This window comes from Vibrio diabolicus, from assembly GCF_011801455.1.
GTDB lineage: Bacteria > Pseudomonadota > Gammaproteobacteria > Enterobacterales > Vibrionaceae > Vibrio > Vibrio diabolicus.
Window position 1 is genome coordinate 1,148,423 of the sequence record NZ_CP042452.1, and the last position, 19,828, is coordinate 1,168,250.

At 45.0% G+C, this 19,828-nt stretch carries 11 protein-coding genes; 5 read left to right on the forward strand and 6 right to left on the reverse strand.

Features of this window, described 5'->3' with window-relative positions:
- Window positions 1-63: 63 nt before the first annotated feature.
- On the reverse strand, window positions 64-7,989 hold the full coding sequence (locus FR741_RS20415) for a VCBS domain-containing protein (RefSeq protein WP_408646620.1): 7,926 nt from the start codon (window positions 7,987-7,989) through the stop codon (window positions 64-66).
- 368 nt (window positions 7,990-8,357) lie between these two features.
- Between FR741_RS20415 and FR741_RS20420 the strand changes: the two genes are divergently transcribed.
- The 3 genes from FR741_RS20420 to FR741_RS20430 all read left to right on the forward strand — a co-directional run bounded on the left by FR741_RS20420 (window position 8,358) and on the right by FR741_RS20430 (window position 12,279).
- Entirely contained in the window at window positions 8,358-9,671 is a 1,314-nt protein-coding gene (locus FR741_RS20420) for a TolC family outer membrane protein (RefSeq protein WP_005390923.1), read from the forward strand.
- Between the two features lie 5 nt (window positions 9,672-9,676).
- Window positions 9,677-10,294: an OmpA family protein gene (locus tag FR741_RS20425; RefSeq protein ID WP_167427582.1), complete on the forward strand. Its 618-nt coding sequence runs from the start codon at window positions 9,677-9,679 to the stop codon at window positions 10,292-10,294.
- 329 nt (window positions 10,295-10,623) lie between these two features.
- On the forward strand, window positions 10,624-12,279 hold the full coding sequence (locus FR741_RS20430; protein WP_167427583.1) for an ABC transporter substrate-binding protein: 1,656 nt from the start codon (window positions 10,624-10,626) through the stop codon (window positions 12,277-12,279).
- Window positions 12,280-12,353: 74 nt separating this feature from the next.
- Here the strand turns inward: FR741_RS20430 and FR741_RS20435 are convergent, their stop codons facing one another.
- The 5 genes from FR741_RS20435 to artP form a co-directional block, all read right to left on the reverse strand.
- On the reverse strand, window positions 12,354-12,926 hold the full coding sequence (locus tag FR741_RS20435; protein ID WP_167427584.1) for a protocatechuate 3,4-dioxygenase: 573 nt from the start codon (window positions 12,924-12,926) through the stop codon (window positions 12,354-12,356).
- A 138-nt stretch (window positions 12,927-13,064) separates the two neighbouring features.
- Window positions 13,065-13,733: an arginine ABC transporter permease ArtM gene (artM, locus tag FR741_RS20440; protein ID WP_167427585.1), complete on the reverse strand. Its 669-nt coding sequence runs from the start codon at window positions 13,731-13,733 to the stop codon at window positions 13,065-13,067.
- Entirely contained in the window at window positions 13,730-14,419 is a 690-nt protein-coding gene (artQ, locus tag FR741_RS20445) for an arginine ABC transporter permease ArtQ (RefSeq protein ID WP_167427586.1), read from the reverse strand. Before artQ ends, artM begins: the two co-directional genes overlap by 4 nt.
- Before the next feature lies 1 nt (window position 14,420).
- Window positions 14,421-15,164 (reverse strand): arginine ABC transporter substrate-binding protein, encoded by a 744-nt coding sequence (locus FR741_RS20450; RefSeq protein ID WP_005390934.1) that lies wholly within the window; start codon window positions 15,162-15,164, stop codon window positions 14,421-14,423.
- Window positions 15,165-15,252: 88 nt separating this feature from the next.
- On the reverse strand, window positions 15,253-15,981 hold the full coding sequence (gene artP / locus FR741_RS20455) for an arginine ABC transporter ATP-binding protein ArtP (RefSeq protein WP_104970792.1): 729 nt from the start codon (window positions 15,979-15,981) through the stop codon (window positions 15,253-15,255).
- Between the two features lie 426 nt (window positions 15,982-16,407).
- On the opposite strand from artP, the gene FR741_RS20460 reads away from it, so the two are divergent.
- Entirely contained in the window at window positions 16,408-18,642 is a 2,235-nt protein-coding gene (locus FR741_RS20460) for a hypothetical protein (RefSeq protein ID WP_167427587.1), read from the forward strand.
- Between the two features lie 141 nt (window positions 18,643-18,783).
- Window positions 18,784-19,779: an ABC transporter substrate-binding protein gene (locus FR741_RS20465; protein ID WP_167427588.1), complete on the forward strand. Its 996-nt coding sequence runs from the start codon at window positions 18,784-18,786 to the stop codon at window positions 19,777-19,779.
- Window positions 19,780-19,828: the final 49 nt, after the last annotated feature.

Here is a 19,828-nt window from a genome sequence, read left to right on the forward strand (position 1 = left end):
AAAACAGCACCTGATGATTCAATCAGGTGCTGTTTACTAAAATAACTTTATCTTCAGGTAATATTAATCCACGCTAAAAACTTGGTGATGGAACAGCTGATCAACGATTTCATGAGATGTCGCTGACGACCCTAGCTCCAACCCTGATAAATCAAAGTTCTCTAATGCCACGGACATTGTGTTGCTGTCTTCTCCAGTAATCGTCAAGTTCAGAGTATCTTGGGCACTATCGTAGTCTGCGCTTACGTGTTCCAACAAGTTATCCATATCCGTTGTGTCGTCACCGACAAACTCAAGAATGTCACTCAAATCCAACTTGTCTTCATCCAGCCTAAAGTCTTTAATCACATCTCTTGATGACGTCATGTCCAGTGATTCTTGAGTAAAGGTGAAGGTGTCAATACCCTCTCCACCTGTCAAGATGTCACTGCCTAGGCCTCCCATCAGGATATCGTTTCCAAGCCCACCAACCAGAATGTCATCGCCTGCGCCACCATTCAACGTATCTTCACCTGCTTGACCTAGCAAAATATCAATGCTTTCGCCACCAGTGATGCTATTCGCAAACTCATCTCCCACCGACGCATGGCGCTCAGTTTGCACAATATCGGTGCCAGAATCGTTCAATGTAAGTGTAAAGACGTTTTCACTTATGCCACCTTTACCATCAGACACTTTAAACAAGAAATGCAAATCCGCCTGCTGGTCTCCCTGTAGAGTAAGCTCATCGCTTTGAGTAAAGCTATAACTGCCATTGGATGACACTTCCAAAGTGCCGAACGCTGTCTGGATATGAAGCTGACCATCTACGTCACTGGTTGAAGAAACTAACGGCTGATTTACGGTTACACCGTGCAGATCTGCGCCCAACAGAGTGAAATCGCCTTCTGCCAAAGAAACGGTCATGCTATCACCATCAGCGTCCTGGCTTCCCGCCAGTAACTCACCGGCAATTGGATCGGGAGAGAACTGGTTTAGGTACTGCCCCAAGTCTTCACCTGAGTCGATAAACACCACTTTGTCGCTAAGCTCATCTAGAGCCTCTGCGGCTTTGACATTATCAGAGAGAGCAATACCAATCCCATATACCTTGGCGTCATGAGTCTGTTTGTAATCCTCCCAGCGCTCGTCTAGATCAGGAGAAGTAACAGCGCCCTCGCTAGGGTTGGGTTCGCCATCTGAGATAAAGAATATGGTGTCCTTACTCTCTGACGGTTTTTCTGGACCGAAATAGTCCCAACCATCCTGCCAAGGGTAAACGGCATTACTTGCCTCACCAGGCTCCATTACAGCCTCTAAAGCTTTATCGTAATCCGTATTGGTACCGTATTCTACGTCACACCAGTTGCGCACATATTCTGAAACTTCATTTTGGAAACTTAAATCGTTTGGATCACGGCCATTCATCTCTGGTGGGCGTGTCATCAACTCAACTTCACTCAAGGTCAGCCAGCTATGTGTGGATGTATCACCGTCGAAACGTACCAGACGGATATAGGTGTTTGATTCTCCTCCATCGGCAATCATGTTTTCAACCATGGAATGTAACGCTGCTGCTGCTTTGTAAGCTCTCGATTCAGTTTTCGGTGCGGTTGCATCACGACCCACGGTATTCTCACCGTCAAAGGTACGGGTCATGCTGTTCGAGTGGTCGAACACTACCGTCACTTTATTGATCGGTAAGTCTTCCATCTGAGCAAAGCCCTGAACTGGAGATGAGGTTGGGGCATGGTTCTCAGTGACATTCAGGATAACCTGAGTTGTATCGGTATCAACACCATCGCTTGCAGACACTTCCAACTGATACGTTTGCTGAGTCGAGTGATCCAGTTTTACACCATCTTTCAGCCAAATCTCACCGCTATTCGAGTCAACACGGAATAGATCAGCATCACCACCACTCAATTCATACTTTATGGTGTCACTGCCATCCGGATCAAACGCTTCCACCTGGCCGACTAATACCCCAACTTCTTGCTCAGCGACGTCAAAGCTTGCTGTATCTTCTGTTGGCATACCGTTAGCATCGGTGCCGTGGGTTTGATCTGCATCACCGACACTGATGAATTCTGGTGCGCGATCTCGGATATCAATGGTAACTTCGCTATTTGTAGTATCACCGTCAGCATCGATAACCGTAACGTCAAGCCTCTCTTGTTGATGACCTACAACATTGCTCGCTTGATAGTCGTAGTGACCATTTTCAAAGTTAATGGTCAGCTTGCCGTGGTTGGTATCAATTTGCGCCAGAGAATGATCCGATATTTTCGTGCCATCGCTGGTAGTGACATCACCGTTTATTTTGTTGTAGTAATATATCTCGCCATCGATAGTGATGTGATCTACCCACTGAGAATCACCGCCATTGTCATCCAGAAGGTTACCTTGCAACTGGCCTGAGACCGTTTTGCTAAGCAAATCCACAATTTGAGAATCATCTACAACGACAATAGCACTGCCTTTATCTGTAGCGATCGACTCCAGATGTTCCAGAGACGCACCATTACCGATACCGACAGACCAGATATTTTCAACATCCTGACCGCTGCTGCTGATGCCATTTTCCATCGCATTTTGCAGAATGATGCCCTCTTCTTCAGAAGTAGGCTGAACCCGACCATTCACTATGTCCTGATAACGCTGTTCACTTTCAAAATCATCTGATGTTGACCACTTAATCAAGTTTTCACGGGTTTGAATTTCTCCCACGTTCGTTTGATTTGTCCAATAGGTAAAATCGGAAGGTCGACCATCTGAGATAAAGTAAAGCTGGGTATCGGTATTACTAAGCAATGCGTCATCTTCTGGGTCACTAAGTATTTCATTTATTTGGTCAACGGCCTGGTTATATGGCGTCGATGCATAGGGATGTATACCAGAGATAAAGGCATCAATGGCCTCGGCAGAATCTAGCCACTCAGAAATCTGGCCAGATGGTTGTCCGCTGTAAGTTGCAATTCTAAAACTTACTGGACCCAAATCTTGGTATTGCTCAAACATTGACTTAATGGAGTCTTGAGCAAGTTGCCAGCGAGTAACATATTGTCCGTCTGCATCTGTTACCCAGTCGAGCATTGATTCTGACGCATCAAGTGCAATCACAACACTATTACTTTGTGAATCAACATCATTTATTTCGTAGTGAGCTGAAGACGATGACGGTAATGAATCCGTTACATTCAGATGCAAGGTGGCACTCTCAGACTGACCTCCGGCATCCACCTCGACGCTAGCGCGGATATCCAGCATGTCCGCCCCCTGCTCCGCATGATCAAGAGGCATATGTTGATCAACTGTGAAATGACCCGTTTTGCTATCTATGTTGGCTTGAACAACTTTGATGCGGTCGGCACCTGTTCCAGTATAACCAGTTAGAGTGCTCTGATCTGCACTCACTTCAAACACGACCTCTTTACCATCGCTGGTGAAACCACCTAGGTTTTGATCGGCGTTGAAGTGATATTCAGCCTCCGTTGCAGAACCGAGGTTTGCGATAAAGTTGCCTTCAGCATGTACGCCAGTATCCGTGCCAACTTGAGATTCATCCAATGCTGCGTGCGTATCATTAAGCGACATAGGCTCGCCCATCACACTAACGGTAACTTCTGCTTTATCAGTCAGACCGTCGTCATCACGGATGGTATATTCGAAGGTATAATCTTTCACTTCACCCGTTTTCAGGGTTTGTTGATCAGCTGGCAGTGACTCTAGATACTTGGCCGCATCAAAGACCAATTTACCATCTTGCAGACTGAGGAAACTTTCTGATGGATAGTCGATAATAGTCAGAGCGTCACCATCCGGGTCGCTGTCATTCGCTAGAACATCCAGCTCTAAAGTGCCTGAGCCGTTGGTCTGGTAAGCGTCATCAAAGGTCGTCAGGTCCGCTGATACCTGAGTAATAAAGTACTCTGAGCCTTTAGGATCAATGACACCATCTTTATAGCTGGTAGTAGACATTTCAATACTATCGAAGAAACGCCCATCTGCATTGATGTTGACTACTTGATTACCACCACGGGTACCTTCAAACACACCTGTCGCAACCAAGTCACCTTTGTAGTAAGCCTTCCAAACACCGCGCTCAATACCAGGCTCCCAGCTACCGTTCGAAGTGTCTGTCCATAGGTTTTTCACTTCAACTTCAGCATGATCGGCAACCTGACCATTAGCGAAGGAGAAGCGCATTGCTTCACTTTGTCCAGTTGCATCATCATATCGAATCTGACCATCTTGAACCCGGTCTGAGCCGCTGTCTAGCGCAGAACTAACGCCATATTTGTGGTCGCCGTCACCAACATAATCAGCTTTCGATGCATCAGAAACCTTGTTTCCAGATCGAGTATCAATCACATAATAATCAACTGTGATATCAACACTGTCATCCCAGTTGCTCTGGTCAAGTGTCTTGGTTGTTTTTTCAATGCCCTTATCATCTTCAGCAATAGGGGCTTCATTAATATCGCGAACCAACACTTCGACCTGAGCGGTGTCTTTACCGCCAAACTGGTCACGAGCTTCCACTTCTAGCTGGTAGTTATCGATAGATTCATGGTCCAGATTTGCACCATTTTTGACACTGATCTCACCGGTAAGACTGTTGATTTCAAACAGTTCGCTATGACCGTTTAAGTGATACGTTATCTGACTGTCCTGATCGACATCGAATGCATTTACTTTTCCAATTACACCCGATTGACTGTTTTCATCAACGCTAAACTGGTAACTATCGATGTCGGTTTTACCTTGGGCATCCAGACCAAAGTTGTCATTACTCCCACTAACAAATTCAGGAACATCATTAGTGCCTGTAATATCAATCACGATCTTTTGTTGGGTGCCATCGGTTGCCGTCAGGGTGATGGTGTCTTGCACCTGGTCACCCTCGTCCAGCTGTTGAACCTGGCTTTGGTTCAACGTATACGTCCACTTTCCATCCAACAATACCAGTTCACCGTAAGTGCCCGTCGCTGTAGTGTTGCTAAACACTGGCTCATCGCCATTATCAACATCAGTAATAGCAATGGTGCCGGTTGCGGTCACCACATCACCGAGATTGCCTTCAGTCAACGACCCCGTAAACGTACCGTCAACAATAGGCGCGTCTTCGGTGCCCGTAATATCAATCACGATGTTTTGTTGGGTGCCATCGGTCGCCGTCAGGGTGATGGTGTCTTGCACCTGATCACCTTCGTCCAGCTGTTGAACCTGGCTTTGGTCCAGCGTATACGTCCACTTCCCATCCACCAATGCTAGCTCACCATAGGTGCCCGTAACGGTAGTGTTTGCGAAAATCGGATCGTCGCCATTATCAACATCAGTAATAACAATGGAGCCTGTTGCGGTCGCGACATCACCGAGATTACCTTCGGTCACCTTGCCGGTGAACGTGCCCGTCACGACTGGTGCGTCTTCGGTGCCCGTAATATCAATCACGATGTATTGTTGGGTGCCATCGGTCGCCGTGAGAGTGATGGTGTCTTGTACTTTTTCACCCTCGTCCAACTGTTGAGCCTGGCTTTGGTCTAGCGTATACGTCCACTTTCCATCCACCAATGCTAGCTCACCATAGGTGCCCGTAACGGTAGTGTTGCTGAACACTGGCTCATCACCATTATCAACATCAGTAATAGCAATGGTGCCTGTTGCGGTCGCGACATCACCGAGGTTGCCTTCGGTCACCTTGCCGGTGAACGTACCCGTCACGACGGGCGTGTCTTCGGTGCCCGTAATATCAATCACGATGCTTTGTTGGGTGCCATCGGTTGCCGTCAGGGTGATGGTGTCTTGCACCTGCTCACCCTCGTCCAGCTGTTGAACCTGGCTTTGGTCCAGCGTATACGTCCACTTTCCATCCACCAATGCTAACTCACCATAGGTGCCCGTAACGGTAGTGTTGCTGAACACTGGCTCATCGCCATTATCAACATCAGAGATAGTCATGGTGCCGGTTGCGGTCGCGACATCACCGAGATTACCTTCGGTCACCTTGCCGGTGAACGTGCCCGTCACGACTGGTGCGTCTTCGGTGCCCGTAATATCAATCACGATGTTTTGTTGGGTGCCATCGGTTGCCGTCAGGGTGATGGTGTCTTGCACCTGCTCACCCTCGTCCAGCTGTTGAACCTGGCTTTGGTCCAGCGTATACGTCCACTTTCCATCCACCAATGCTAACTCACCATAGGTGCCCGTAACGGTAGTGTTGCTGAACACTGGCTCATCGCCATTATCAACATCAGAGATAGTCATGGTGCCGGTTGCGGTCGCGACATCACCGAGATTACCTTCGGTCACCTTGCCGGTGAACGTGCCCGTCACGACTGGCGCGTCTTCGGTGCCCGTAATATCAATCACGATGTTTTGTTGGGTCCCATCGGTCGCCGTGAGAGTGATGGTGTCTTGTACTTTTTCACCCTCGTCCAACTGCTGAACCAGGCTTTGGTCCAGCGTATACGTCCATTGCCCATCCACCAATACCAGCTCACCATAGGTGCCCGTAACGGTGGTGTTTGCAAAAATCGGATCGTCGCCATTATCAACATCAGAGATAGTAATGGTGCCGGTTGCGGTCGCAACATCACCGAGATTACCTTCAGTCACCTTGCCGGTGAACGCACCGTCAACAATAGGCGCGTCTTCGGTGCCCGTAATATCAATCACGATGTTTTGTTGGGTACCATCGGTTGCAGTGAGAGTGATGGTGTCTTGCACCTGCTCACCCTCATCTAACTCTTGAACCAGACTTTGGTTCAACGTATACGTCCACTTCCCATCCACCAATGCTAGCTCACCGTAGGTGCCCGTAACGGTAGTGTTTGCGAAAATCGGATCGTCGCCATTATCAACATCAGTAATAACAATGGAGCCTGTTGCGGTTGCAACATCACCGAGATTACCTTCAGTCACCTTGCCGGTGAACGTACCGTCAACAATAGGCGCGTCTTCGGTGCCCGTAATATCAATCACGATGTTTCGTTGGGTGCCATCGGTTGCCGTCAGGGTGACGGTGTCTTGCACCTGGTCACCCTCGTCCAGCTGCTGAACCTGGCTTTGGTCCAGCGTATACGTCCACTGCCCATCCACCAATACCAGCTCACCATAGGTGCCCGTAACGGTGGTGTTTGTAACAATCGGATCGTCGCCGTTATCAACATCAGAGATGGTGATGGTGCCTGTTGCGGTCACGACATCACCGAGATTGCCTTCGGTCACCTTGCCCGTGAACGTGCCCGTCACGACTGGCGCGTCTTCGGTGCCCGTAATAGAGATCACAACTTCATGCTCAGTGCCATCTACAGATAAAACGGTAATACTTCTGATGACTGGGTCACTGTCATGATCCAAAGCCTGCACTTCTTCGTGCTCATTATTCAGCTGATAATTCCAGTTACCGAAAGCATCAATTGAGAAGACTCCCCAATAACTATCTTGAACCTCACTCTGTGATTGGAATAACGCTTCACCTGTATTTGGATCAGTAACACTGAGGTTGCCAGAAGTTCCAAGCGTCACGTCTTCTTGAACGGCACCTCTATCTTCACCATCAATCAACGCTTCAGTTTCACCAAGCTCTGAGGTTGTGAATCGAGAAATATTAAATAGCGTTGTACTTTGCTCTGTCGTCACGCCGGCGGTTTCAAAAAAAGTACTTGCTAGTACTTCTGCCCCCGTTCGTTCAACAGTACCAGAGGCAGTTAAACTTGAACCCGTAACTTCACCAGCTTCAGTAGCATATTCATCACCTAGTTCACTCGGGTCTTGTCCTTTTTCGATGGCCTCTAATATTTTCGCAAGCTTGTCGGTAGAATCAGTTTGAGCTTCACCTTCTGTGTCAGCAATATATACATGCTGAGGTTGGATCTTCCCCTCTACTAATTCAACGACCACTTCTCCCGGTAACAAGTTTTCTTTAGACGCAAAAGCTTTAATTTGACCATCTAGGCCGATTACAACATAGGTTTGTGCGGTTAATTTTGATGGTCCAACCAAGAGCTTATACCTCATTTAGTAAATACAAAAATCTCAAAGTCCATAAAACTAAGAAAGTAATAAGACTTATTTTCAAGAAGCGATATACACAATTGGGCGTAAGCTAGCATCAATTAACCCATCTAAAACACGCAATTATCCTATCAATAATTTTCATGTTTTAAATTTGTTTTATTTTGCACCGTAAAAACATATGTTATGCGACCTATTTTTAATATTCTTTAAACTTGTCATTAAATTTTCATTGAAATAGCAGCTTACATTCCAAAAAAGCAAGCAAAAGGAAACGTTTGCCTTGGGTAATATTAGTAATCTTTAATATTTATTTTTGAAAAATAACTGGCGTTAAATTATTTGGGGAGATTTTAGTGAAGCTAAGTAATATTAGTATCGCGTGTTTTGGTTTGCTAATACCACTGGTTTCTAGCGCACAAACTTTAGAACAAGCAATAGCGACAACATTTGCAACGAACCCTGATATCAAAAGTGCGTTTAACGAGTATATGAGTAGTCGTTATATTATCGATAAATCACGTGGAGCATATAAACCTAGTCTCGATATTGACGCGGGTATCGGTTACGAGAGCATTCACCCTTCCGACTCTACTGGTAAGAGTGATACCGAGATGACCCGTAAAGATATGGCAATTACTCTTACCCAGTTGATCTGGGATGGTTCAAAAACCCTATATGACATTGATCGTACCTCTGCAGATGCAGAGTCTGTGCGTTATCAGTTACTTGCAGATGCCCAAAATGTTGCGTTAGAAGTCATCAAAGCTTATTTGGATGTAGTAAAAACACAAAAGCTGACTGCGCTTTCCACTAGCAACCTAAACACACATAAGCGAATTTATACTGATATTAAAAAGCGTACAGAGTCAGGAATTGGCTCAGTTGCCGACCTTAACCAGGTTAAAGCTCGTTTAGCAAAAGCTCAAAGTAATGTTTTAGCTGCACAAAATAACCATAAAGACGCTCAAACAGCATTCTTTCGCTTAGTTGGTGAGGCACCAACTAACCTTATTTTTCCGCACGCAGACCAAAACTTTATCCCCAATTCTCTAGACGAGGCCCAATCGCAGGCTTTTGACAATCATCCTGTCATAAAAATAGCACTCGCAGATGTCGATTCTGCCAGGTTCCAATATAAACAAGCGGATGCAAACTATTTCCCAGTCATCTCATTTGAAGCGAAACAAAGCTGGAACGATGATGTAGGAGGAGTAAATGGTCTCAACTCTGAAACACAAGCAATGCTTCGTGTCCGATACAACCTTTACAACGGTGGCCGAGACTCTGCAAACAGTGACAGTATGGCCTATCAACTCAATAAAGCGAAAGACCTCAGAGAGCGAGCATACCGAAGTGTGGAGCAAGAGCTCCGCCTTTCGTGGAGCGCTCTTGAACTGACTAAACAACAAAAGTCTTTTTTAATACAACACGTTGATTCCATGTCAAACACCGTTATTGCATACCAAAAACAATATCGTATTGGAAAGCGCACCTTACTTGATCTGCTGAACACTGAAAACGAGTTGTTTGAATCACGCAAAAACTACTTAGAAACACAATTTGCACAGCAATACGCACAATATCGGACCCTGACTTCAACCGGGCAGCTTTTAGACGCATTGCGCGTCGACATACCGGAAGCGTGGACTCAATCGGTGGAGTACTAAATACAATGAAAAAGAATCTTCTAATCACTCTGGCTTTGGTCATAATGAGTCATCATAGTGCATACGCAAAAGATGAGCTGACGTACATTCCTATACCAAAGGCGAATCAGATTGCTGACCTAAACGACTTGGATAAAGATGGTGTGATAAACGCTCGTGATCTTTGCGCAGGTACTCCAATAGGGGCAGAAGTAGACAATGATGGTTGTGAAACCTATTTGCATAAAGAAGAGCAATACCAACTTAAGATTTTGTTTGATAATGACTCTGCTCTTATTAACCAAATTTTTAAAAACAAGATAGATGAGTTGGCTGCATTTCTTAAAAAGTATCCAACTACTTCTATAGAGATACAAGGATACGCAAGTAAGGTAGGACGCGCAGAATACAATTTAAACCTATCTCGCCATCGTGCAGAGAATGTACGCAATCTATTGATAAAAAAAGGAATCCCGGGTGACCGCCTCGCAATTATTGCTTTTGGCGACACACAGTTAGCAGAGCCGGGTATGGATCGTGTCAGCCACGCATTAAACCGCCGCGTTACTGCCACTGTTGTCGGCCAGCAAGGGATGGTTAAAGATGAGTGGACGATATTCACTACCTTCCCAGAAGTAAAATAAACTTATACCCCTGCTTATTTGCATAGATGAGTGGGGGTATTTTCATGTCATTACGCCTAACTAATTAGACACAACTAATAAAACAAACACTAACATTAATCATAACTCACTAATATTATGGCAAAAATTAAAAAGTGAGCCTTTACTCTATATTAGTAGTAATATATTAGAGTCAAAATGAAAACCACCAATACTTTTAAATGGGAAGAAGATAAGCCAATCAATAACACTGAGGGGTTTAAGCAATCACCTTTCTTCACCACAATATGAAATCAATTTATTATATAGCTTTAATAAATCAATCATCTATTGAGGAAACATAATAAAACATGACAGAAACATGTCTTCGTAGATTGAGCCAGTTATTAAAACATTACAAACACTCTCAAACGTATCAGGTAAACCTCGACGATTTAGAACTGGTTTTTTCAACTTCTAGACGCAACATATCTAATATACTGAGAATACTTGACAGCTACAATTGGATCCACTGGGAGCCAGGTCGTGGCCGTGGGAAAGCCAGCACACTAAAAGTGACGGTAACAATACATCAAGCCCTATACTTTACGATTCGTAATGAAATCAACAATGGTAGCTTTGACGTCATCTCGAGGTTACTTGAGCATTACCGTAGCACTGCTGTAAGCGCACTTAGCCAAGCACTCGCAGAAGTTTCAGAAGAAAACAAAGATTCAAATACACTCATCGTCAGCCAGTATCCTTGGGTAGATGAGCTAACCCCTTCACTGACTTATCGCTTTTCAGAACTGCAGGTAATACGCAGCTTGTATGACACCCTATTTACCGTTGATCACTACGGTCAATTAAAAAATCACCTCGCTTGTGAATACAAAAATGAAGGCAGTTGTATATATATTTGGCTCCGCCCTGATATCTACTGTCACGATGGGCTAACATTACAAGCAGAAGATGTCGTACACTCTTTAAATAAGCTCGTTACAACAGATGGCCCCGTCCAAAAATTACTTCAGCAAGTCACTCGTATCAGCTTCGATAATGCCAAACAAGCTATACGTATTGACTTAAAGCAGCCTAATAACTTATTCATTTACTGCTTAGCAACCGCAAATGCGTCTATCACTACTCGACGTCAGAAGAGCTTTAAAGGTCGCAGTATCACAATAGGTACTGGCCCATTTGTACTTAGGCATTGGGATACCGACAAAATAGTACTGAAGAAACATCATAACTATTTCGCAAAAAAGGCATTATTGGAGCAAATCACGCTCTCTCATCAAGGGACTGAGCTGGATCAATACATCAGTTATAATCAGGAAACTGACGATACCGAATGTTATATGATTCAGGCATTTTCTTTTCTAGCACGTAATCGTCGCGCCGAGTGCTCACTAAGCGAGCAAACTTGGCAGCGCCTATTTTCTTTTATCGAGAGTCGTAGATTTGAATTTGCCAAAGCGAATGGCTTGGAAACGATGCACATTCTCGATGATAACTCTCACAACGAGAATGTTCCTCAGCTTGAGGGAACGTTGGTCATAACCCATCCAAAGTGGACGATTGATTATTTAAGTAAAGCGAACCAATGGATCGTAGATTTAATCCGTAAAACTGGGTTGCATGTAGAATTTGTGGAGCTAACTGACGCTAGTAATCCTCAACTTGTAAAAGAACAAGCCGACTTGCTCTTTGTCGAAGATGTCATTGAGCCACCTTTAACCTATGGAATTTATGAGTGGCTATTAACAGGTACAGGTATTCGATTTGCTCTTCACTTTGATGAATTTGAACAGCATGTTAATCACGTACACGATGCAGTCTCAGATCCCACTCCTGAAAAACGTTTGGAGGGAATACTCTCAGAGCTCAGAGATGATACAACAATCTTACCATTGTTCTGGGGGCAAGAAAAAATCACCAGAGCGAAAGGTGTAAGCGGTGTTCAACTCCGTAAATCTGGGTACAGTGATTTCTACAAACTAAGAGTCAGGGCCGGACAAGACTAATCTGTTTGAAGCTTCTGTTTACTAATTACTTTTGTAATCTACGATGTGAGTTTTCAAAATAATGCTTAATCACACTAAGCGAGCACAAAATTGAACTCACCGACCACACGACCATCAATGTTGACAGGCTCAAACTGCAAATAATCACGGGCTTTTCCACCCCACCACTCGTTACCAGTTCGCCCTTTCAAATAAAGCTGAGTCGTTAACAGCTCTTTCTCTCCACGCCACAATTTTACGTGGATGTGGGGAGGTCGAGAGCTATATGGAACCGGAAATAACGTTTGAAAAAGGTAATTCCCATCTTCGTCAGTTAAAACTGCACCAAAGCCTGCAAAGTGAGGATCAAACTTATTATTGTTAGGTTGATTCGGGTGATCATAGATGCCTTGTCCATCACATTGCCATATTTCTATTTTCATTTCAGACAATGGGTTTCCTGCTGTATCCATTACCTTACCCTGAAGAAAAATGGGCTCACCAATAAGACCTTTCGACTGCAAAATCAAATTTTGACAAAGTGGCACTGGAACCACGGGATAGAATGGCCCTTCCGTTTGAGGCGGTGTCGGCTTCATTGGGCTAGCGGATTTTAGCGAAGGCGCAAATATTAGCGACCATAAAGCTAAGAAGTGTCGACGTTCCATATCATCACCAGTGATTGTTTACCTTACTTAAGTTTGGTGATTCTTGATGATTTTTCCAGCGTAGCAGTACACTAAAACAAACATGCCTCTGTTCAGGGCAACGCTGAACAGAGGCATTTACAAATTAGCTACTAATAATTAAATGGCTTCAAAGGCTAGTGCTTTCTTCTCTACCTGACGGAAGATAAGAGTGAGCAAACCATTTACGGTTAAATAAAATGCACCCGCAATACCAAATACCGTCAACGTATCGTAAGTTTGTGCGTTAATGCGCTGCGCGTAACCCATCAGATCCATGATCGTAATCGTGCTTGCTAGTGACGTCCCTTTGAAGACCAAAATCACTTCGTTTGAGTAAGCAGGAACGGCACGACGAATGGCGTATGGCAGCAGCACTTTTAGCGTTGCGGTTTTGTTCATCCCCAGAGCACGACACGCTTGCCATTGACCAGAAGGAATCGCGTTAAACGCCCCTTTAAACAGCTGAGTGCTGTACGCCGCGGTATTAAGCGCTAACGCTAACATCGCACAGAACCAAGGTTGGCTGAACCATGTCCAAAAAACACTTTCTCTCACTGCATCAAACTGACCCGGACCGTAGTAAACCAAGAAGATCTGTACCAACAAAGGCGTACCAGTAAACAAGGTGATGATGCCACGGCTTACCCAATGCAAACCCGGAGTACGTAGGATCAGAGTCAGCGTCATCATCAAAGCTAAGAGGCAGCCGACAATCAAGGAGGCGGCGGTCAATTGAAGGCTAGTGCCCAAGCCATCCAGCATTTGCCAAACGTGTTGTTCGTTCATGCGGTAGCCTCCTGTCCCATACTCATGCCTTGAATTGAGAACTTCTTATCAATCAGTTTTACGGCACGTTGCGTAATCAAAGTAATGCCTAGGTAAATCGCTGCAGCGGTTGCGTACCATGTAAACGCTTCATGCGTCGCTGCAGACGTTAGCTGCGCTTGTTTCAACAAATCCGTTACGCCAATCAGTGATACAAGCGCGGTATCTTTCAACAGAACCAACCATTGGTTAGTTAAACCTGGTAGCGCGTGTCTTACTGCTTGTGGCAAAACAATGCGAACAAAAGCATGTGCCTGACTGATGCCGAGAGCACTTGCTGCTTCTCTCTGCCCTTTTCCAACGGCTTTTAACGCGCCACGTAGAGTTTGAGAAGCATAAGAAGCGAAGATCAATGACAACGCCACCACGCCAGACAAGAACGGGCTAACTTCAATAAAGTCGCCGGTGATTAAAAACAGAACCTGCGTCGAACCAAAATATATGAACAACACGACAAGGATTTCTGGCAAGCCACGCACAATCGTCACAAATGCCGTCATTGGCCATTTAACAAAAACGCGGCGAGACATTTCACCACTGGCGAATACCACTGCCAGAATCAAACCGACTAAAAGGCTTGTGAAGGCTAGCTGGACAGTCATCCAACTAGCTTGAACAAGCGATAAAGAGTAACCCGTTAGTGCCATATTACTTACCGAAGTACTTGTTGTAGATTACGTCGTATTCGCCGTTCGCTTTCACTGTTTTCAGTGCCGTGTTCAGCTTGTTCACTAGCTCATCGTTACCTTTGTTTACTGCGATACCGAAACCGTTACCGAAATATTTAGGGTTGGTTACGTGCTCGCCCACGTATGCTAGATTGTCTTCTTTCTTGAACCATTCGGCTACGACAGCTGTATCGCCGAATACAGAATCAATACGACCGTTCTTCATATCGATGAATGCGTCTTGGTAGCTAGAGTAAGGAACCGCTGTTACGCCCGGCATTTGCTCAATCAGGTAACTTTGGTGTGTTGAACCGTTTTGAACACCAACGCGCTTACCTTCTAGTGCTTTTTGATCAGCAACTTTTTCTTTGATAGAAACAAACGCTGCTGAGTTTTCATAGTATGCATTCGTGAAATTCACTTGCTCCAAACGCGCCTCAGTAATATCCATTGCAGAGATAGCCGCATCGTAACGTTTGAATTTTAATGCAGGGATCAGGCTGTCAAAAGATTGGTTATGGAAGGTACATTTGGCTTCCATTTCTTTACATAGTGCGTTCGCCAGATCCACGTCAAAACCTTGGATTTGGTTATTTTCATCCATGTATTCGAATGGGGCGTACGTCGCTTCCATCGCGAATTTGATCTCTTCTTGTGCTGCTGCGTTTGCTGCCATAGTTGCAGAAGAAAGGCCGATTAGTGAAGCCAGTAGAATCTTTTTCATTGCAATACTCCGTGTGTACTTAGTGGGCTGACACTCGCAATGACAGCCGAGCTTATCTGTTAAATAGACTGAACTTTAAAAACGTAATTTAGTGATTTAGGTAGTCAGCAAACTGGGCGGTTTGCGGGTTAGAAAACGAATCATTTGTGCCGTGCTCGACGATGTGTCCTTTTTCTAGATACAGTACGTGGCTAGCGATTTTCTTAGCAAAATCGACCTCATGCGTTACTACGACTTGGGTGATGCCAGTTTCGCTTAAATCTTTAATAATCTTAACGACTTGGTTAGTAATTTCCGGATCAAGCGCTGCGGTCGGTTCATCAAAAAGCAAGACTTCCGGTTTCATCATCAATGCACGAGCAATCGCCACACGTTGTTGCTGACCACCAGAAAGCTGCATCGGCCATGCATCCGCTTTGTCTGCCAAATGCAGTGTTGCGAGAATTTGCATTGCTTGGTTCTTCGCTTCTTCTTTATCCATGCCAGATACTTTTACCGGAGCCTCAATCAGGTTCTCCATTACTGTCATATGCGGCCATAAGTTGTACTGCTGGAACACCATGCCTACTTTACGACGAAGTGCTAAACCTTGTTTCTCTTTGATTTCAGTAGAGAAATCAAAAACATCATTTGCGATGTTTAGCTTGCCGTTATCCGCCCCTTCAAGAAGGTTAAGAACACGCAGTAGAGAGCTCTTACCTGCGCCACTTGGACCAAGTAACACCAGTGTTTCCCCGCTTTCACACTTAAAGCTGACATCGTGAAGCACTTGTGTCTCACCGTAGGATTTATTGATTCCGCTTACCTGAATAGTCATGCTGACATACCGCATTAATTGTCACTTGGTATTTATATTACTCAACTGGACTTTTTATGCAATAAAAATGTATAAAAATTTAACTTGTTAATTTTTTGTATGATCTGCAACCACCAAGACAGAGTATCTGACTGGTTTGAAGAGTTAGTTTTAACTGAATTTGTTGAAGAAAACCCAACAACATGGTGACGACCGAAACAAGGTTAAAATGGTGGTTATTTTTGTGCTGACGTGTAGAGGAAGTTTTGAGTCTATGAGGATGATCTATTCCAAGTACACCCGCTCATTTTTGCACAGCATCCCCTGTTAGTTTTCCTGTAAAGTCCTCTATGGTAGGGGCCTGATTACGACTTCGCGAATGGACTATAATTTCTCTTTGTATCTGACTCTTAATTTGAGTCATCTAAGTATTAATGGGATAACTCCATGTTGAAGTCGCATTGTTTTTCTCTCGTTACACTCGCTTCTCTGAGCTTGCTTTCTATACCCGGCGTTTGGAGTAGAACAGCAATCGTGTTACCTGGATTGCATGAACAGGGTATTGATCTTCAAGATAAGCCTATCTCTGCTGCGGCTGCACTTGAATGGGAGTTGGATAATGCCGATATCGTGTTTGGAGCTTACGAAAATAAGAGTGATAACGAGCGTGTAAAAGCGCTTGGTTACATGTACAACCAAAAGCTGGAACTTAACTCAGGTTGGCTGGAAAACGATATACGTAACCAAGCAGAAATAAATAACATCGATTATGAGGACTTTTTTCTTCATTTTTCGGAAGACACTATCCTAGCTGAAGTCGACTCAAGCCATGGCGAGAATACTCTACTCAATCGAAAACCGATGATTGTTGGTTATACGGCTAGTGCTGACCACGCCGGTTTTTGGCTATATCAACCACCGCCATGGGATGCTGATGTATTCGGTCAGACGAATAATGGTGGTGCCCTCTATGTTTATCACTCAGAGAAGTTCGACCGCTTAACCCTTACGTTTTCCCAGTTTGCTCAAGGTGGCAACTTCATAATTGAATACCCTTCTGCCATCGATTCATTCGGTCTGGTAACAGAATGGAAAAGCTTCGCAATTAAAAAAGACAAGACTGAGAACATGACTAAAAACCAAACGGTAAACTGGTCTGTTCCTTCGGATTGGGTTCGCGCTACGACACACGATGGTAGCGGACAAACCTATGGTGGCGGTCAGTATTTTGGGTCCACTTTTTTACGCGACGGCGGCCGCCTTTACGTTGCGAAAATTACTTGGCATGACGACAACATAGAAAACCGCCCACGCCTCGAAAACATTCAACTCAAAGATAGCTTCCCTGTCGTCAATGTCTTAGGAGCACCAACGGAGACACCTGAAGGTCAAACCATTCAGCGCTGGCGACAAATTCGAGGTTTTGACGAATCAGCTGATCGAAACCAAGATAATTATCTTTCTTGGCAAGAGTTCAAGAACCGCTCAAATAAGAATGCAACAGCACGATTTCGTTGGGAGTCACGCGTTATTCCATTTGGTCGCATGTGGAATCAAACCTCTTCTTGGGCATTGACTAATCTCGGCAATCCCGATTTTGCCAATACAATGCGCCACTATTATCAAGCTGAATGGGCGAAACAAGGTTTAAACGGTGCGTACAACGACGATACGAATAAGTTACTCGGAGAAAATCAGTTCTACGTTTATTCCGGTGGTGGGGTGGATGAGCTTGGTTTGTTGGCGGGAAGCCAAGCCGCTGATGATGCATACAAAGCGCAATTCTCGGCGTTCTTAAACAAATTGGCGACGCTGGATGCGGATGCGTTAATTGGCCTCAACATAGGCACGGCCAACTTATTCGGTCGTAACGGCCAAAACCACTTGGTTGATGCTGGCTCCTTGTACTTGCGCGAGCACTACCTTTTCCCTTCCACTGGCTTTAGTGGCTATGCTGGCTTGGCTAAGTTTTGGGATAACTCTGCTCTCGCCAAAGTTGGCCAGAAAGTGATTTATCAAGCGACAACGCGTTATGGTCGCGTTCAATACTTTGGTAACACAGAAGACAATTGGAAACAGGACCAATACTCTGCACTAGCGGTGTTCTACTTAAACTATCACCCTGAGCGCAGTTACTTTAATCAGTGGAACAATGGCTACTTATATGGAAGTAATAACACAACAGGTGACAACTTCTGGAAGGCAGGCGTACCAAAGAATATTGCTTATCAACCTAGCACCTTGCTTGCCGTTGATTTAGGTACACCAGCCAATCAAACCCCAGAGGGGTATCAGGCGACTCCGGTAATGATGTCCACCAGCACGCCCTATTCCGCCGATTACACGGTGATTGGAGATGCTTCTATGAGCAAAGTGGCTCATCCTGACTTGCCTAATGGCGCTATCGAATTGTTACCAACCCATACGTACTTTGCGTATCGCTCAGAAGATACGGTAGTGATGCATGGCCCTACGGAGATGGTGTTAGCCCGAGAATTCACCAAAGGCCGAGTGCTGTATCGGACTGATTTCTTTGGCAAGAATATCGATTACTTCTCCTCACCGAAGATAACTATCGCACTTCCAGAGCCTATGCGACCTGTAGATCAAGACGGTAACATCGGCGACTATGTTTCTCACATTGAGATCGGCGGCTACGAAGGGGTGTTCTTGCTGTATTAACTCCCTTTCAACCACTCTCACTAAACGCTTCATAAATCGCCGTTTTTATGCTTAACGTCACTGAAAAAACCTTGTTCACTGAATCTTTATAAACCGATGTATATACTGAAGTAAATGACAACGACAAGGAAATTCAGTCACATGAAGACGACACTTTCAATGCTCTCTGTTCTGCTGCTCTCAGCATTATCAACTCATGCAAATGCGGATGAATGTGGAAAAATAACCATCGCGGATATGAATTGGAATTCGGCCAGCTTAATGGCGCACATCGACCAATTTGTCTTAAATGAAGGCTACCAGTGCGATGCGGAATTGATCCCTGGTGATAGCGTTCCTACGGGCACCTCTATGATTGAAAAGGGGCAGCCTGACGTTGCGCCAGAGTTATGGACAAACGGTATTAAAGAAGCACTTGATAAAGGGATTGCGGATAAACGCTTGCGCATCGCTGGTGAGTCGCTTGTCAATGGCGGTGAAGAAGGCTTTTGGGTTCCCGCCTATCTGGTAAAACAGTATCCAGAGCTCGCGACGATAGAAGGCGTCATTAAACACGCCAAGCTGTTTGAACACCCTGAGGATGATGACAAGTTCGCCTTTTATAGCTGCCCTGCTGGTTGGACATGCCAAATCACCTCCGGTCACTTGTTTAATGCATTAGGGTTAAGTGAGCACGGCTTTGAGATGGTTGACCCAGGATCTGGCGCAGCATTAGCTGGCACCATCGCCAAAGCCTATGATCGCAAAATGCCTTGGTTTGGTTACTACTGGTCACCGACCCCCGTATTGGGCAAGTATGATATGGTCAAAGTGGATTTTGGTAGCGGAACAGATTTGGAAGAGTATCGCAACTGTACCACTCAGCCTGATTGCGCTTCACCAAAAGTAACAATGTACCCACCTTCTCCAGTTCGCACAGTAACAACTGAGGCGTTTGCGAGCAAAGAACCCCAAGCATTCGCGTACTTGCAGAAACGCGGATTTACCAACGAGCAAATGAGTGAAATGCTGGCCTGGATGGAAGATAACTACGCGGACGGTGAAGAAGCGATGTTTTACTTCTTTAATACCTACCCTGACTTGTGGAAAGGCTGGGTATCTGAAGACGTCGCGGTGAGAATCGAAAAAGCGCTTTGATGATTAATACTTCGAGTGCCACAAATCATTTAACCTCCCATACCGTTTG

What these genes read in the sequence shown, in the direction of transcription:
- FR741_RS20425 (WP_167427582.1), top strand. Translation starts at nt 9,677, where the DNA reads ATGAAAAAGAATCTTCTAATCACTCTGGCTTTGGTCATAATGAGTCAT.
- FR741_RS20430 (WP_167427583.1), top strand. Translation starts at nt 10,624, where the DNA reads ATGACAGAAACATGTCTTCGTAGATTGAGCCAGTTATTAAAACATTAC.
- FR741_RS20435 (WP_167427584.1), bottom strand. Translation starts at nt 12,926, where the DNA reads ATGGAACGTCGACACTTCTTAGCTTTATGGTCGCTAATATTTGCGCCT.
- artM (WP_167427585.1), bottom strand. Translation starts at nt 13,733, where the DNA reads ATGAACGAACAACACGTTTGGCAAATGCTGGATGGCTTGGGCACTAGC.
- artQ (WP_167427586.1), bottom strand. Translation starts at nt 14,419, where the DNA reads ATGGCACTAACGGGTTACTCTTTATCGCTTGTTCAAGCTAGTTGGATG.
- FR741_RS20450 (WP_005390934.1), bottom strand. Translation starts at nt 15,164, where the DNA reads ATGAAAAAGATTCTACTGGCTTCACTAATCGGCCTTTCTTCTGCAACT.
- artP (WP_104970792.1), bottom strand. Translation starts at nt 15,981, where the DNA reads ATGACTATTCAGGTAAGCGGAATCAATAAATCCTACGGTGAGACACAA.
- FR741_RS20460 (WP_167427587.1), top strand. Translation starts at nt 16,408, where the DNA reads ATGTTGAAGTCGCATTGTTTTTCTCTCGTTACACTCGCTTCTCTGAGC.
- FR741_RS20465 (WP_167427588.1), top strand. Translation starts at nt 18,784, where the DNA reads ATGAAGACGACACTTTCAATGCTCTCTGTTCTGCTGCTCTCAGCATTA.